Source organism: Nocardia sp. NPDC049190 (genome assembly GCF_040648115.1).
In the GTDB taxonomy this organism is placed as follows: Bacteria; Actinomycetota; Actinomycetes; order Mycobacteriales; family Mycobacteriaceae; genus Nocardia.
On record NZ_JBEZDE010000033.1, the window covers coordinates 1 to 13,688 of the forward strand.

Below are 13,688 nucleotides of genomic sequence, written 5' to 3' on the forward strand. Positions count from 1 at the left end.
TCGAGGTCTGTCTTCACAAACCGACGTCGATACCCTCCGCCATGCCAAAACTCGAGCCCTCACGCCCCGAACCGATTAGGAATCACTCGTCTAGGTGACGCAGGGCCTCCCACTCGCCGAACAAACGCCGCGAGGTCTCCGCACGGAAAGTCACTGTCGCGGTCATGCGTTCCAGCGTCGTCCGGGTCGCGGCCGGCGGGTAGCGGCCGCAGTGCTATGGATGCATAGACTCGTTCTATGCCCCTTTCGCCGCGAGTCCCCGACCTGGCCGCGCTCGATCTGCTGCTGTCGGTGATCGAACTGGGCAGCCTCGGCCGTGCGGCGCGGGCGCACGACATCAGCCAGCCCTCGGCGTCCTCGCGCATCCGCTATCTGGAGCGGCTCGTCGGGATGCCGGTCCTGGCGCGCAGCCCCCTCGGCTCCCGGCCCACTCCCGCGGGCGCACTGATCGCCGAGTGGGCGCGCGCGGTGGTCGACGCCGCACGGCAACTCGACGCGGGCATCGACACGCTGCGCGTCGAGCGCGGCTCGCAGTTGCGCGTGGCGGCCAGTCAGACCGTCGCCGAGTACCTGTTCCCCGGTTGGCTGATGATGCTGCGCGCGACCGCGCCGGACACCGCCGTCGCGCTGGACGCGGGCAACTCCGCCGAGGTCGCCGCGGCGGTGCTCGAGCGGAAGGCGGCGATCGGGTTCGTCGAGACACCACAGCGGTTTCGGGGGTTGGAAAGCCGTGTGGTGGGCCGTGATCGACTTGTGGTAGTGGTGCCGCGCGAGCATCGCTGGGCCCGCGCCGGGTCCGTCTCGGTGCATGACATCGCCGAAACGCCGATGATCCAACGGGAGCGCGGTTCGGGAACGCGACAGTGGTTCGAGCACGCGGTCGTCGGCCGTATCCCGGACTGGCGGCCCGAGATCGCGCTGGAACTGTCCTCGACCACCGCGATCAAGACGGCTGTCGCATCCGGCGCCGGTCCAGCTGTGCTCAGTTCGCTTGCCGTTGCCGCCGAGATCGCCGCAGGAGTTCTGGTGTCGCCCACGGTGACCGGTCTCGATCTGGCACGAACGCTGCGGGCTGTTTGGCCGACCGGACAGCGACCGACCGGACCGGCCCGCGACCTGTTCACCATCGCACAGCGCACAGGCTGATCAACCGGTCCGCCGGGCGGCCCGCGCGGTGTCGGGCGTCGACCGTGGTCGGACGAGACCTGACCGCGAGGCGGGCGATATCGACACACCGACGCGTCAGCATCCCCTGGCCAACCGTGCTCGTCCCGAGACCTCGTGGTCGGCAAGCGCTTCGGACAACTGCTCGAAGCCGGTTCATCCGTGCTGGCCGGTCGCCCAGTGTGTACCGCTGTTCAGAAGAGACGCTTCCGGGTATGCCGACGAGGTCGGCGTGACCGATCCACGATCCGGGACCAGCGTCCGCGCTGTGGACGAACACCACTGCGCCGCGGTCGGACTGGCTACTCGTCGTCGGTCGGCTGGGCCGTCGGGGGAACTCCGGTGTCGAGAAAGCGGATCAACCGTTCGATGCGTGCCGTGTGATCGATGCAACGCTCCAGGTGGTGGCCGAGCAGCGCGATGTCGATCGCCGCGACGGTGGACGACTGGGACGCGGGGTCGACCAGGGCCGAATGCAGTTGTCGGTGCAGCGTTTCCATTACGTGTGCGCCGGGCGCGTCCTCGGGCGGCAGGTGGTGCCCCGCCACCGCACGACCGGCCGAGGCGGTGCGCGCGGCCGCGAGTCGTCCCATCTCAGCGAGGATCTCCAGCACCGATCGCTGCGCCACATGCGCCGGGTGGCTCTTGTACACCTGGTCGGCGACCCGGCTGGCGAGCAGGCCGATCTGGGACAGCTCGCCCGCCATCTGAATCGCGGTCACCACATGCCGAAGGTCGCGGGCCACCGGCGCCTGCAGCGCGAGCAGCAGCACGGTCCGCGCCTCGCCGGCGCCGTACATCTTCTGCAGTTGCTCATCGAGCGCGAAGACCTCGTAGGTCGCGGTGAGGTCGGCGTCGACGAGCGCGTCGATGACTCGTTCGACGGCGTCGTGGGCGAGCGAGCACATCAGCGTCAGATCGTTGGTCAACGCGATGAGCTCGGCAGTGAACTGGGTCCGCACCGCCAAATTCTCACCTATTGTTCGGTTCCGGAGCGATCCGTCGTGGGTATGCTTCGGCGCAACACTCGCCGCCGCAGTAACGCACATCCCCCCTGAACCCCTGGCTGACAGGACATTTCGGTCGACAGCCCATTGTGTGCCCGTCGGCTTCGCCTCCGTATCGGCACAGCGCGGTCGTGCGGTCGCGTGTGCGGTGCCCAGGTGTATTCCACACGTTCGGGTGACCGGGCCGGCGCTCGAGCCATTGTGGGCGGCGAACCCCACACACGGGGGTGATCCGGTGTTAGCGTCCCGTCATGCCGACGATGCGCGATATTCAGCATCGGGTTGTCACGGCGTTCCAGCGCCGGGTCGGCAACCCGCTGCTCGGCCGGTTGCCCGAGCAGACCCTGTTGGAGACCACCGGCCGGGTCAGCGGGCAGCCGCGTATCACCCCGATCGGCGGACGCAAGGTCGGATCGGAATTCTGGCTCGTCTCCGAGTTCGGGGACCGTTCGCAATACATTCGGAACATCAAGGTGGACAATCGAGTTCGGCTACGGTTGCACGGGCGTTGGTACACCGGTACCGCGCACGTGCTGCCCGACGACGACGTGCGCGCACGCCTCGCCGTTTTGCCGCGCGCCAACAGCGCAGCCGTGCGGCTCGTCGGCACCGACCTGCTCAGCGTGCGGATCGATCTGCAGGTCTGAACGAACAGTCGGTCGGGAAGAGATCGATCACCTGACCGAAATGCCGACAGTTTGCTGGGACGATGGTCGGCATGATCCGTGTGCTGCTCGCCCGCTGGACCGTTCTCGTACCACTGCTCGCCGTTTTCGCCCTCGCGGCCACCTGGGGCCGCGCTCTGCCGGGGATCGCGGTGACTGTCGTGCTGGTCGCGTTGATCGGTGCGGTGGTCTCGGCGGTGCAACACGCCGAGGTGGTCGCCCGATGGGTCGGTGAACCGCTCGGATCGCTGGTGCTCGCGATCGCGGTGACCGTGATCGAGGTCGGGCTCATCCTCACGCTGATGAGTTCCGCTGGCGGCGACCAGACCTCCACGCTCGCCCGCGACACAGTCTTCGCGGCGCTCATGATCACGTGCAACGGCATCGTCGGCCTCGCGTTGCTGGTCGGTGCGCTGCGTAGGCGGATCGCGGTGTTCAATGCCGAGGGCACCGGCGCGGCTCTGGCCACGGTCGCCACCCTGGCCACGCTCAGTCTGGTGTTACCGACCTTCACCACGAGCAAGCCGGGGCCGGAATTCTCCACCGCGCAGCTGACCTTCGCCGCGGTGGCCTCGCTGGCGCTGTACGGGCTGTTCGTGATGGTGCAGACGGTGCGTCACCCGGACGACTTCCTGCCCGTCGAGAGTGCCGGCGTCGTCACCGAGGACGACGATCGCGGCGAGCTGCCGGACGCGCGGGTCGCCCTGAGCAGTGTTGCCCTGATGCTCGTTGCCCTGGTCTGTGTGGTAGGTCTGGCGAAAGTGGTCTCGCCGACAATCGAATCGGTGGTCGAGTCGGCCGGGCTGCCGCAGTCGGCGGTCGGTGTGGTGATCGCCCTGCTGGTGCTGCTGCCCGAAACGCTTGCCGCGGTACGCGCCGCTCGACGCGATCGAGTGCAGATCAGCCTCAATCTCGCGTTGGGCTCTGCCATGGCGAGTATCGGTTTGACCATCCCGGCGATCGCGGTCGCGAGCATCTGGCTGGAGGGCCCACTGGTTCTCGGACTCGGCCCGACGCAGATGGTGCTGCTCGCCTTGACGGTGGTGGTGGGTGGGTTGACGGTCGTTCCAGGGCGGGCGACCCTGCTGCAAGGCGGCGTCCATCTGGCGCTTTTCTCGGCTTTCGTGTTTCTCGCCGCAAGTCCGTAGTGGACTGCCGCGTTGTCGGCGCAGTCCCACTGCAGCAGTTATAGCTATTTCTTGGCATCTCCTTCATATGCCATCTGAGCTCGTTATACCGGTCCGATGAATCCGCATCTGCCGAAGGGCAAACTTCGGTAACCTGCTGGATAAGCGTGCTGTTCGTGATGGTGGTTCCTACTCGGCAGCGAAGGCGGATCGATGGCCACATTCGACAGCGGTCGCGAACCCGACGACGATCGCGGCGACAACTCACATATCCTCACCACCGCGGCCGGCTTCGCCGCCATCCTCTCGCTCATGGTTTCGATCACCGTCTTGCTGCTGCCGCATGGCGGCTCGACCGGTCATGAGTCGCCGCCCTCGGCGACCGCCCCGGCGCCGCGGGCGACCGCGCGTGCTTGGCCGCAACCCAGATCCCTGCCGGCCCCGGCGCCGCCTACGTCGATGGTGCCGCTGCGGCCGGTCCGCGAGATCGGCGGCGATTGTTCGGCGGGTGGTGTCTCCGCGCACTGGGAGATGCGGGAGGGACAGTGGGCATGCGTGGCGCGGAACCAGCGGCAGATCGGCGCCGACTGTTCCCATGAGGGGATCACCGCCCGCTGGGACCGCACGCCGGACGGACAGTGGGTCTGCCTCGCGCAGGAGCAAGGCGGCTCCGAGCCGCTGCCGGCAACACCCGACGGGTGGTAAACGGAGTCTCCGAGCAGCGGCCGGGCCACTCAGTGCGGATGCTGGGCCGCGTACCTGGCGCGCTCCGCAGCGCGGCGCCTGGCCCGTTCCGGGTTCTCCAGGTCCGCGGGCAGCCCATGCTTGGCCAGCCGATGCGCGCGGTTCATCGGCATGAACGCGATCGTGTAGAACAAGGCCAGCAGCAACGCGAGCAGGACCATGGCGCCACGCAGCCACAGTTCGCCCGGAAAGAGCAGGAATGCGAGGAACAGCGGCGTGAACGGAACGAGTCCGCGCAGCACGTGCCGGGTTGCGGCGTGGGTGCCGGTCAGATCGTTGCGCACCCATTCGCGGAGGGAATCGGGCAGGCGGCGTCCGAAGGCGTAGCCGACCCACTGGACCGGGTTGGGGCGTCGCGGTTCCCGGGTCATGCGCGGACCTCTCGGTGTGTGGTGGCCGGCGGAGCGCTGTCAGAGGTGGACAGGACCGACCGGCGGGCTGCGTCATTCACTCGGGTGAGTACGTCGCGCAACTCCTCCAGATCGGACAGCGTCACTCCGAGCCGCCGCACGACAGCGGGGGGAATCTGCTCGGCCCGCGCGCGCAGCTCGGTTCCCGCCCTGGTCAATGCCACCACCAGGTTGCGTTCGTCGCGGCTGCTGCGCTCGCGTGTGATCAGCCCCGCGCTCTCCAAGCGCTTCAGCAGCGGTGACAGGGTGGGCGAGTCGAGCTGGATGGCTTCGGCGATCGCCTTGACCGACATCGGCGCCTCGCCCCAGAGTGCCAGCATCACCAGATACTGCGGGTGAGTCAGCCCGAGCGGCTCCAGTAGCGGCCGATAGACAGCCAGTACCGCGCGATTGGCCACCGCGAGCGCGAAGCACACCTGCCGATCCAGCCGAAGCGGATCGTCGACCTCGGTTTCCATCGTTCCTCCTCGCCTCCCCAGAAAAATGTTAACGTACGAATAGTTCATGCATTAAATATGTGGGCGACATCTCCTCGGGAAGCGCCGGACTGCGCGCGGTAGCCGATACCGTGACATCCATGCGCCACGACGTGGATCGACCACGCATCCGCGAATGGGACGCGGTCCGGGGGTTCGCACTGTGCGGGATCCTGGTGGTCGATATCTGGCAGATCACCGGGATGACCGTGGTGACGGAGCCGGGCGTGGTGGTTCCGGTACGGCATGCGCTGTCGGTGTTGTTCGAAGGACGCTTTTTTCCGATCTTCTCGTTCCTGTTCGGGTTGAGCTTCGCGCTGTTGCTGGACAACGCGGCGCGGCGGACCGACCGTCCGCGACTCGTTCTGGCCCGCCGGCTGGTCGCGCTCGCGATCGTCGGCCTGGTCCACCATCAGTTCCAGCCGGGAGAGGCGCTGCTGCCGTACGCGATTGTCGGGTTGGTTATTCTGCTGCCCACCTCGGCGCTGCCGAACTGGTTGGTACTGAGCGCGGGCCTGGCGGGCACCGTAGTTGTGGCGCTGACTCTGGGTGGCGGGCTGGCCATGGTGCCCGGGCTGTGTCTGCTCGGCCTGGCCGCCGCTCGCTACGGGATCGCGGACACGCTGGACGATCGCGGTTGGCAGGTCGGCGCGACCTTCGCGCTCGCGCTACCCGCCGCCGTGCTGGCGGGCAGGTGGGAGTACCGCACCCCGTACCTCGAGCTGTGGTCCAGCCCCGCCTCGGCGGTGGCGGGGCTACTCGGTGCGCTCGCCTACCTGACCGGTCTGCTGCTGTTGTTACGGACCGAGACCGGCGCGGTGCTCTCGGAAGTGCTCGAGCCACTCGGCCGGATGGCACTGACCAACTATGTCTGCGCTACCGCGCTGATCCTGCTGGCGAACCCGTGGTTGGGACTGTCCGACTCCGCCGACTACGCGACGCTGCTCGGCCTCGCGGTCGCGATCATCGTGGCGCAGGCGATCATCAGCGCCGCATGGCTGCGGTTTTTCCGGTACGGACCGCTCGAATGGATGTGGCGCAGCATCACCTGGTGGGAATTGGCGCCAGCCCGTGCCCGCCGACGATCAGTGTCCTGGTGATGGTCGACGGATTGCCCGCGTGACCATTGGCGCGCGGGTCACCGGCCGGCGGGTTACTGCGCTGGGTCCCTGCGCGCCCTTGGGTCAACCGAGCCGCACCGGCAGCGCGAGTGGTCCGCGATGCCGAAATCCCGAGCGCCAGAGAATCTCTCGCTCGTCCACCGCGAGCACGGTGTCCGGCCAGCGGGCATCGATGTGCGCCAGCGCGGCCGCGGTGACCGTGCGCACCAGGCCGTTGCCCAAGCACGCGTGCACCCCGTAGCCGAGCGCGAGCTGTGGGCCGCGATCCCTGGTAAGGTCCAATTCCCCCGGGCGGTCGAAGATTTCAGGATCGTGGTTGGCAGCGGCGAGGCATAACAGGACGGCCTGCCCCGGGCGGATGGTCGCTGCGCCGATGGTCAGCTCGGTTGTCGCGAAGCGTGGTCCGGCCAGCACCTGTGGCGACAGGTGGCGCAGCAACTCGTCTACGGCGGCTTCTTTGTCCGGCATCGACCGGAGGATTTCTCGTTGGTCCGGACGGCCCAGCAGCGTGAGCACCGCACCCGCGATCAGGTCGACAAGTACCTCGTACCAGACGAACAGCAGGTAGAACAGCAACCCTGCCAGTTCGTCCGCGCTCGGCGAACCGGTGTCGGCGTGGGCGGCGACCAGCCGTCCGAGCACCGTGTCCGTGCGATGCGTCCGCGCCTGCTCGGTGGTGTCGGTGATGATCGCGAGCATGGTCGCCAAGGTGTCGCGTGCCCGGGGCGGCGACGCCGACGGCAACAGCGTCGAATTCGCCCACCCCAGCAGGTGTTCGCGGGTCGGTCCGTCGAGGCCGAGCAGTTCGCCGAGCACCGCGGCCGGCAGCGGAACGGCCAGCCGTTCGACCAGATCGACCGTCTGGCCCGAATCCAGCTCCCATACGCAGGAATCCACCAGCTCGGGAGCCAGCCGGGTCCATTCGGCCAGCCGTCGTGGCGACAACTCGCCGGTGACCAGGCTGCGCAATCGAGCATGGTCGGCGGGCTCGGTGTTGAGCAGGTTCGCATTCAGCGGCGGCGGAACGGTGAAACCCCGGTAGTCCTCGGCATTCGCGTGCCGGACATGGGTGGACAGCCGATCGTCCAGCAGCCCGGCCCGCACGTCCCGATACCTGGTCACCAACCAGGCCGGGGGACCATCCGGCGTGCGGATACGGTGGACGCCGCCCGTCGCACGGAGCTGCTCGAGCTCGGGCCACGGGTTTCGCGCGAATTCGGAGTCGAAAACGTCCCTCACCCGTGCATCATCGCGTATGGGGCGAAGACGGGCGGGCGATGGGCCGAGGTGCAGTCTCCGGATCGCGCGGATCGCCACCCGGCCGGGCCGATCGTGGCGTCGGTCTGGGTGGCGGCACTGCTTTGTCAGGTGGCGGCGACGCCGCTCTGGCGGATCGCGGCCAGGACCTCGTTGTAGGTCAGGGTGGAGGTGACCAGGGCACGCTCCGAGGTCACATCGATGTCGATCGAGTCGATGCCGTTGACACCGCGCAGATTCGCTGCGATCGCCGAGGCGGACTCGCGGGTAACGCTGGGCAGGTTGATGGTGTAGGTCATGCTGTCCGCATAGACCGATACGCCCGGCTCAAACAAACAATTCCTGTGGTCGGGTTTGACTCTGTTCTCGCCGGGAATAGCCGGTTTGTCACATAAATCGACGCAACAGGATTGTCATGATCATCATCATCGGACTCATCGTCTTGATCGCAGCAGTGATTATCGGGGTTGCCGCCGTCGTGGGAAACACCGGCACGGCCCAGCAAGTGACAAGTGATTTCTCGGTCTTCGATTACCACTTCCACGGTTCCATGGGCGCGCTGTTCGGTTATGGGGTCGTGCTCGGCGCGATCGGGATGCTCGGGCTCGCGCTCGTGCTGGCCGGTGTCTGGCGGGCTACCCGGCGCGGCGCGGCCGCACGGCGCGAACTGCGGCAGTCCCGTCGGGAAATGGCCGCGGTGCGGCGAGACCTCGCCGCCGGCACATCCGAGACGCGGAAGCCGCCGGCCACGCGAGAGCCCGTCTGGAACCGGTTGTTCCGCAAGCGGGCGACACCTTCTTCCGGCGGCTCCGCGAGCGCCGAACGCACCCGCGGCGCACAGGCAACGGCGGCGAAATAACCATCGAGAAAAGGAAATACAACCATGATTGTTCTCGGTCTCGTGCTTCTCATCATCGGATGGCTGCTCGGAATTTCCTTGCTCACCACCGCGGGCATCATCCTTCTGGTCATCGGCTTGGTCCTGCTGCTGGCCGGCTCGCTGGGCCGCCCTGTCGGCGGCCGCCGTTGGTATTACTAGGAATCGTCATGAGAGTGCGGTAGTTCGTTGATCGGAGGCGAATGGCGGTCACCGGGTTCGGCCGCCATTCGCTACCGGTCGATCACTCGCGTTCGTCAGATTCCCACGCCCGCGACGAGCTGCCCGATGCCGTAGGTGACTGCCATGGCGAGCGTGCCGCCGAGTACTACCCGTGCGACGGCTCGGCCGCGGGGGCTTCCGCCGAGGGCGGCGCTGATCGACCCCGTGAGTGCGAGCGCGGCCGGAACCGCCGTGAAAGTCACCGGAATGCGGGCGGTAACCGGCGGCAGCAGGATGGCCAGCAGCGGGAGCAGCGCACCGAGCGTGAACGCCACCGCGGAGGAAAAGGCCGCCTGCCACGGGTTGGTCAGTTGATCGGGGCGCAGGCCGAGTTCGGCCTCGGCATGCGCGGCGAATGCGTCGTGTGCCGTGAGTTCTTCGGCGACCTTGCGCGCGGTCTCCGCGGACAGGCCTTTGGCTCGGTAGATTCCGGTGAGTTCGGCCAGCTCGTAGTTGGGCTCTTCCTCGAGTTCCTTGCGCTCGGTGGCCAGCAGCGCCCGCTCCGCATCACGTTGCGTGCTGACCGAGACGTATTCACCGACCGCCATCGAGATCGCGCCCGCGAACAGACCCGCGATGCCGGCGGTGAACAGGGCGCTGGTGCTGGTCGTGGCCGCGGCGACACCGACGACGAGGCCTGCGGTGGACACGATGCCGTCGTTCGCGCCGAGCACGCCGGCGCGTAACCAGTTCAGGGTGGATGCGAACCCCTCGCCGTGCGGCTCGTGTGGGTGCGCGCCCGATGTGCTGGTCGATCGGTTCATGAGGCGCAGACTAGGCTATCTGGGGCTGCGGATGTCGGGTGCTGGGGATTTGCCTACAAATTCCCGTTGCGGTGCGGGCGAGAGTGCTGCGGCGTCCGAAGCTCCCGCTGCCCGCCGCCGTGCGCGGCAGTTCCAGCTGTCTGCGCCGTCGCCGCGGCGGCAGGCAGCGGTGGCGGACTACTCGGACCGATCGCCTCCGGGGGGCAAGGGATGCGGCAGGAACGCGCGGTGCACGACCTGCAGAATCAACAGCAACAGCACCGAAAGTACGGCTGTGGTGTAATCGCCGAGTAGTACGGCGAGTGCGGCGAAGGCGCCGTATACGGGCAGTTCCAGAAGCGCGCACCACCGCAATATTCGAACCCATCGTGCGTTGGCGTCCAGCCGCTGTACGCCGTCGTCGATGATGTCGAGTGCGGTCTCGTAGTGCACAAGTCCGTCTCCGACCTGGACGAACATGTGCACCGCCTGTTCGCGGGTGAGTTCGCCGAGCCAGGCGCGGTCGATCAGCCGCTTGCCCTCCTCGGCGACCTCCTTGATGACCGCGTCCATGCGGCCCCCTTCCCAGTCGATCCCGAGAGGATTCTATGCGGCGCGACGGCCTCTTCCCAGCACCGATCACAGCGGGCGGGAAGAACAGCTGCTCCGCAACGATCCGGTCGATCAGCCGCTGCCCCGCCGATTCCAGGGGTGTCGCGCCGACCAGGATTCGCGCAGTCGAACCGGGATCCGACACACTGGAACCATGACCGAGTCCGCCGTGCGTCCGGAGCACCTCGATGTCGTGATCGTCGGTGCGGGCCTGTCCGGCATCGGCGCCGCCTACCGGCTGCAGACCGAGTGCCGCGGCAAGACCTACGCCATTGTCGAGGCACGCGACAGCCTGGGCGGCACCTGGGACCTGTTCCGGTATCCAGGCATCCGATCGGACTCCGACATGTTCACCCTCGGCTACCCCTTCAAGCCGTGGCGCGCCGCCGAGTCGATCGCCGACGGCCCGTCGATCTTGCGCTATATCACCGAGACCGCTACGGACTACGGCATCGACCGGCACATCCGCTTTCGCACCAAGGTGCGCTCGGCCGACTGGTCCAGCCAGACCGCGCGCTGGACGCTGACGCTCGAACACCGCGACGCGACGGGCAGCGCCGTGCTGAGTACCCTCACCTGCGACTTCCTCTACGCGTGTGCCGGCTACTACGACTACGACCAGCCGTACGCACCCGAATTCCCTGGGATTTCCACCTTCTCCGGTCGGGTGGTACACCCGCAGTTCTGGCCGGAAGACATCGACTGCACCGGCAAGCGCGTTGTCGTGATCGGGAGCGGCGCTACTGCGGTCACCCTGGTCCCGGCGCTGGCCGAGCAGGCCGAGCTGGTGACCATGGTGCAGCGCTCACCGACCTGGATCAGCCCCGTCCCGGGCCGGGACAAGCAAGCCGACAAGATCCGCGAGCTACTCCCGCCCCGGCTGGCGCATCGCGTGATCCGGATCAAGAACATCCTGTTCACCATCGGCTTTTACCAGTACTGCCGGCGCCGCCCGGAGTCCGCGCGCAAACTGCTCATCGGTCTCGCCACTCGAATCCTCAAGGACGACAAGGCCGTAGCGGAGCATTTCACGCCCCGCTACAACCCGTGGGACCAGCGGCTGTGCGCGGCCCCGGACGCCGACTTCTTCAAGGCGATGCGGAGGGGCACCGCCGATGTGGTGACTGATCACATCGATAGCTTTGTGCCGGAGGGTATTCAATTGAAGTCCGGCCGTGTGTTGGCGGCCGATATCGTAATCACCGCCACCGGATTGCAATTGCTCGCCTTCGGCGGCATCGACCTGACGGTAGACGGCGCCGCGGTCGAGTTGTCCGAGCAGTTCGTCTGGCAGGGCACCATGATCACCGGCGTTCCCAATTTCGCCGTCTGCATCGGATACACCAACGCCTCATGGACCTTACGCGCCGATCTCACGTCTCGGCTGGTGTGCAAGGTTCTCGATCACATGGACCGCAAGGGCTACGCGGCCGTGGTCCCGCAACCGCGGGGCGTGCTCGACGAACACCCACTGCTGGATCTGGCCTCCGGCTATATTCAGCGATCCATCGCCGAGTTCCCGCGCCAAGGCGCCCGCCACCCGTGGAAGGTTCGGCAGAACTACCTGCTCGATTCGGCGATCGCGCTACGGACAGACCTGAACAAGACGCTGGTGCCGACGCCGAGATCCGCTGTCGGGCAACCGGTGCGGATTTCCTAGCGCTGACCGAACACCCCACCTGATGGACTTGGCGCCGGGTCGCGTCGTCGTGACCCGAACATCCAATCGAAAGGGACATTCGACATGACGAGATTCGTTCGAGCCACCGTCGCTCTCGGCAGCCTGGTCGCCGCGGGCGCGCTGCTGATCCCGGCGACCGCCTCCGCGCAGCCGGGTCCGGGCCTGCTCGAGACGACCTGCAGCTTCGAGCAGATCGATGCCGCCGTGCATGCCCAGTTCCCCGAGTTCGCCGCCCGCCTCGATGCGCACCCGGACCGCAAGGCCAAGGCGCAGGAGTTCCTCAGTCTCCCGGTCGATCAGCGTAAGCAGCGGGCCAAGGAGTTCCTGGACACGCACCCGGAGGCCAAGGCCAAGTTCGAGCAGCGCCGCGACTCGCCGCAGGCGCAGGAGCGCATCCAGAAGATGCGCACCATCGCCGACACCTGCCACAACTACTGAGGTCGGTGCGGGCGGGTGTCGCACCCGCCCGCGTCGGAGTGGAGCACGGTACGCAGGTGCCGGCCGGACGATGCCTGCGAGTTGACTGCCATCGGCCGTACCAGAAGTATCCATTTGCCAATAGGCAAGGTACTTGTCTATATTGGCAGAATAGATTTGCCTGCCGGAATCAAACAAGGCACTGGAGCAAATGGATGATGAGCAAGTTGCTTGTCGATCGACGAATTCGTGGCAGCGTCGCGTCGACTCGGCCTCACTGGGACGCGCGAGCTGCGGCGTGCGCGGTCCTGCCGAGATCCATGGTGGCTGCGATGCTATCAGTCGGGCCCGGCGTGTCGGCGGTTCTCTGGACCGATGGCGTGACAAACAGCCCGGTCCGCGGAGGGGGTCTCCGGATCGGTATGGGTACACTCGATATCGCATCCCTGGACACCTTCGCGAACCGCTGGGAGACGTTCTCGCCTGCGATTCCCGCGGTCAGCAGTACTTGTGCACGGATGGTCGGCGGCCATGCATGAAGGTGCAGATTTCTTTCCTAGGTATATTACTCGTGAGACCGAATTGCCCTTGTGTCATCCGGCCGGCGAGTCTGAGGCCCTGAAATCCGCTATCGCCATGGGCGAGTTGGCTATCGACAGGTTGGCCGATTTGTTGCGCACAGGCACACCGACCAACCCAGCTCAGACCGTGCCTGAACTGAGGCGCGAGTTCAGGTTGGAGCGATGGGGTGAGATTTCCACAAATTCCAGGATGTACGACAGATATGCAGGGCTCGTCCAAAAAATTGCGGCGGCAAGGGCATCAATCATCGATTCGTCTACTGCCGTGAACGGCAAGAAAGGGGAGTTGGCAGCCTTCCTTACCGAGGCACTCGGGCGCATCGAAGACTCCGTTGAATCTCTCAACGAGAGGCTGAAATCAGCGACACCGGGACCTAGAGGCAGAATTCCGTTCCGGACCGAATCCGCACTGATAGATGCTGTATTTGACACGATTGAAACCGTAGCGCGTGAAGTTCGCAGTGCTGGTGAAAAGATACGTGACGTGGTGGATGATATCGATTGGCGCGGTGCTCGTATCGACCCGGATGAGAACTGAGGTATCGCAACCTCTGCTTGCCCGTCGTCGGTTTCTTGATCCTTCC

At 66.5% G+C, this 13,688-nt stretch carries 17 protein-coding genes; 10 read left to right on the forward strand and 7 right to left on the reverse strand.

Going from position 1 to position 13,688, the window contains the following annotated elements; genetic code table 11:
* Positions 1-237: 237 nt before the first annotated feature.
* On the forward strand, positions 238-1,146 hold the full coding sequence (locus AB0B25_RS24560) for a LysR family transcriptional regulator (RefSeq protein WP_357183725.1): 909 nt from the start codon (positions 238-240) through the stop codon (positions 1,144-1,146).
* Positions 1,147-1,466: 320 nt separating this feature from the next.
* Here the strand turns inward: AB0B25_RS24560 and AB0B25_RS24565 are convergent, their stop codons facing one another.
* Positions 1,467-2,126: a PhoU domain-containing protein gene (locus AB0B25_RS24565; RefSeq protein ID WP_357183728.1), complete on the reverse strand. Its 660-nt coding sequence runs from the start codon at positions 2,124-2,126 to the stop codon at positions 1,467-1,469.
* Between the two features lie 296 nt (positions 2,127-2,422).
* On the opposite strand from AB0B25_RS24565, the gene AB0B25_RS24570 reads away from it, so the two are divergent.
* The 3 genes from AB0B25_RS24570 to AB0B25_RS24580 all read left to right on the forward strand — a co-directional run bounded on the left by AB0B25_RS24570 (position 2,423) and on the right by AB0B25_RS24580 (position 4,668).
* Positions 2,423-2,818, forward strand: coding sequence for a nitroreductase/quinone reductase family protein (locus AB0B25_RS24570; protein WP_357183731.1), 396 nt, complete (start codon positions 2,423-2,425; stop codon positions 2,816-2,818).
* Positions 2,819-2,889: 71 nt separating this feature from the next.
* The gene (locus tag AB0B25_RS24575; protein ID WP_357183735.1) at positions 2,890-3,984 is read left to right on the forward strand and encodes an ionic transporter y4hA; all 1,095 of its coding nucleotides are present in this window, start codon (positions 2,890-2,892) and stop codon (positions 3,982-3,984) included.
* A gap of 192 nt (positions 3,985-4,176) precedes the next feature.
* On the forward strand, positions 4,177-4,668 hold the full coding sequence (locus tag AB0B25_RS24580; RefSeq protein WP_357183738.1) for a hypothetical protein: 492 nt from the start codon (positions 4,177-4,179) through the stop codon (positions 4,666-4,668).
* Between the two features lie 29 nt (positions 4,669-4,697).
* Here the strand turns inward: AB0B25_RS24580 and AB0B25_RS24585 are convergent, their stop codons facing one another.
* Positions 4,698-5,078, reverse strand: a complete 381-nt coding sequence (locus tag AB0B25_RS24585; RefSeq protein ID WP_357183740.1) for a DUF5313 family protein — start codon at positions 5,076-5,078, stop codon at positions 4,698-4,700.
* Positions 5,075-5,575, reverse strand: coding sequence for a MarR family transcriptional regulator (locus AB0B25_RS24590; RefSeq protein ID WP_357183743.1), 501 nt, complete (start codon positions 5,573-5,575; stop codon positions 5,075-5,077). Before AB0B25_RS24590 ends, AB0B25_RS24585 begins: the two co-directional genes overlap by 4 nt.
* 119 nt (positions 5,576-5,694) lie before the next feature.
* On the opposite strand from AB0B25_RS24590, the gene AB0B25_RS24595 reads away from it, so the two are divergent.
* Positions 5,695-6,693, forward strand: a complete 999-nt coding sequence (locus tag AB0B25_RS24595) for a DUF418 domain-containing protein (RefSeq protein ID WP_357183746.1) — start codon at positions 5,695-5,697, stop codon at positions 6,691-6,693.
* 84 nt (positions 6,694-6,777) lie between these two features.
* On the opposite strand, the gene AB0B25_RS24600 is transcribed toward AB0B25_RS24595, so the two are convergent.
* Together AB0B25_RS24600 and AB0B25_RS24605 are read right to left on the reverse strand one after the other, a co-directional pair.
* Positions 6,778-7,953, reverse strand: a complete 1,176-nt coding sequence (locus AB0B25_RS24600) for a cytochrome P450 (RefSeq protein ID WP_357183748.1) — start codon at positions 7,951-7,953, stop codon at positions 6,778-6,780.
* Between the two features lie 125 nt (positions 7,954-8,078).
* A complete protein-coding gene (locus tag AB0B25_RS24605; RefSeq protein ID WP_357183751.1) occupies positions 8,079-8,270 on the reverse strand; it encodes a hypothetical protein in 192 nt (63 codons plus the stop codon).
* Between the two features lie 116 nt (positions 8,271-8,386).
* Between AB0B25_RS24605 and AB0B25_RS24610 the strand changes: the two genes are divergently transcribed.
* Both AB0B25_RS24610 and AB0B25_RS24615 read left to right on the forward strand, forming a co-directional pair.
* The gene (locus AB0B25_RS24610; protein WP_357183754.1) at positions 8,387-8,830 is read left to right on the forward strand and encodes a hypothetical protein; all 444 of its coding nucleotides are present in this window, start codon (positions 8,387-8,389) and stop codon (positions 8,828-8,830) included.
* Positions 8,831-8,854: 24 nt separating this feature from the next.
* Positions 8,855-9,010 (forward strand): DUF6131 family protein, encoded by a 156-nt coding sequence (locus AB0B25_RS24615; protein ID WP_357183756.1) that lies wholly within the window; start codon positions 8,855-8,857, stop codon positions 9,008-9,010.
* Between the two features lie 95 nt (positions 9,011-9,105).
* Here AB0B25_RS24615 and AB0B25_RS24620 read toward each other — a convergent pair whose 3' ends face one another.
* Positions 9,106-9,834 carry a VIT family protein gene (locus tag AB0B25_RS24620; protein ID WP_357183759.1) on the reverse strand — a complete coding sequence of 243 codons (729 nt, stop codon included), beginning with the start codon at positions 9,832-9,834 and terminating at the stop codon, positions 9,106-9,108.
* 177 nt (positions 9,835-10,011) lie between these two features.
* Positions 10,012-10,386 carry a hypothetical protein gene (locus AB0B25_RS24625; protein ID WP_357183762.1) on the reverse strand — a complete coding sequence of 125 codons (375 nt, stop codon included), beginning with the start codon at positions 10,384-10,386 and terminating at the stop codon, positions 10,012-10,014.
* A 193-nt stretch (positions 10,387-10,579) separates the two neighbouring features.
* On the opposite strand from AB0B25_RS24625, the gene AB0B25_RS24630 reads away from it, so the two are divergent.
* From AB0B25_RS24630 to AB0B25_RS24640, 3 genes are all read left to right on the forward strand, one after another.
* Positions 10,580-12,085: an NAD(P)/FAD-dependent oxidoreductase gene (locus AB0B25_RS24630; protein WP_357183765.1), complete on the forward strand. Its 1,506-nt coding sequence runs from the start codon at positions 10,580-10,582 to the stop codon at positions 12,083-12,085.
* Between the two features lie 84 nt (positions 12,086-12,169).
* The gene (locus AB0B25_RS24635; protein WP_357183768.1) at positions 12,170-12,544 is read left to right on the forward strand and encodes a hemophore-related protein; all 375 of its coding nucleotides are present in this window, start codon (positions 12,170-12,172) and stop codon (positions 12,542-12,544) included.
* Positions 12,545-13,054: 510 nt separating this feature from the next.
* Positions 13,055-13,642 carry a hypothetical protein gene (locus tag AB0B25_RS24640; RefSeq protein ID WP_357183771.1) on the forward strand — a complete coding sequence of 196 codons (588 nt, stop codon included), beginning with the start codon at positions 13,055-13,057 and terminating at the stop codon, positions 13,640-13,642.
* Positions 13,643-13,688 lie beyond the last annotated feature (46 nt).

Excerpts from the sequence above, each read along its gene's own strand:
- AB0B25_RS24560 (WP_357183725.1), top strand. The coding sequence starts at position 238 with ATGCCCCTTTCGCCGCGAGTCCCCGACCTGGCCGCGCTCGATCTGCTG.
- AB0B25_RS24570 (WP_357183731.1), top strand. The coding sequence starts at position 2,423 with ATGCCGACGATGCGCGATATTCAGCATCGGGTTGTCACGGCGTTCCAG.
- AB0B25_RS24575 (WP_357183735.1), top strand. The coding sequence starts at position 2,890 with ATGATCCGTGTGCTGCTCGCCCGCTGGACCGTTCTCGTACCACTGCTC.
- AB0B25_RS24580 (WP_357183738.1), top strand. The coding sequence starts at position 4,177 with ATGGCCACATTCGACAGCGGTCGCGAACCCGACGACGATCGCGGCGAC.
- AB0B25_RS24585 (WP_357183740.1), bottom strand. The coding sequence starts at position 5,078 with ATGACCCGGGAACCGCGACGCCCCAACCCGGTCCAGTGGGTCGGCTAC.
- AB0B25_RS24590 (WP_357183743.1), bottom strand. The coding sequence starts at position 5,575 with ATGGAAACCGAGGTCGACGATCCGCTTCGGCTGGATCGGCAGGTGTGC.
- AB0B25_RS24595 (WP_357183746.1), top strand. The coding sequence starts at position 5,695 with ATGCGCCACGACGTGGATCGACCACGCATCCGCGAATGGGACGCGGTC.
- AB0B25_RS24605 (WP_357183751.1), bottom strand. The coding sequence starts at position 8,270 with ATGACCTACACCATCAACCTGCCCAGCGTTACCCGCGAGTCCGCCTCG.
- AB0B25_RS24610 (WP_357183754.1), top strand. The coding sequence starts at position 8,387 with ATGATCATCATCATCGGACTCATCGTCTTGATCGCAGCAGTGATTATC.
- AB0B25_RS24615 (WP_357183756.1), top strand. The coding sequence starts at position 8,855 with ATGATTGTTCTCGGTCTCGTGCTTCTCATCATCGGATGGCTGCTCGGA.
- AB0B25_RS24620 (WP_357183759.1), bottom strand. The coding sequence starts at position 9,834 with ATGAACCGATCGACCAGCACATCGGGCGCGCACCCACACGAGCCGCAC.
- AB0B25_RS24625 (WP_357183762.1), bottom strand. The coding sequence starts at position 10,386 with ATGGACGCGGTCATCAAGGAGGTCGCCGAGGAGGGCAAGCGGCTGATC.
- AB0B25_RS24630 (WP_357183765.1), top strand. The coding sequence starts at position 10,580 with ATGACCGAGTCCGCCGTGCGTCCGGAGCACCTCGATGTCGTGATCGTC.
- AB0B25_RS24635 (WP_357183768.1), top strand. The coding sequence starts at position 12,170 with ATGACGAGATTCGTTCGAGCCACCGTCGCTCTCGGCAGCCTGGTCGCC.
- AB0B25_RS24640 (WP_357183771.1), top strand. The coding sequence starts at position 13,055 with ATGCATGAAGGTGCAGATTTCTTTCCTAGGTATATTACTCGTGAGACC.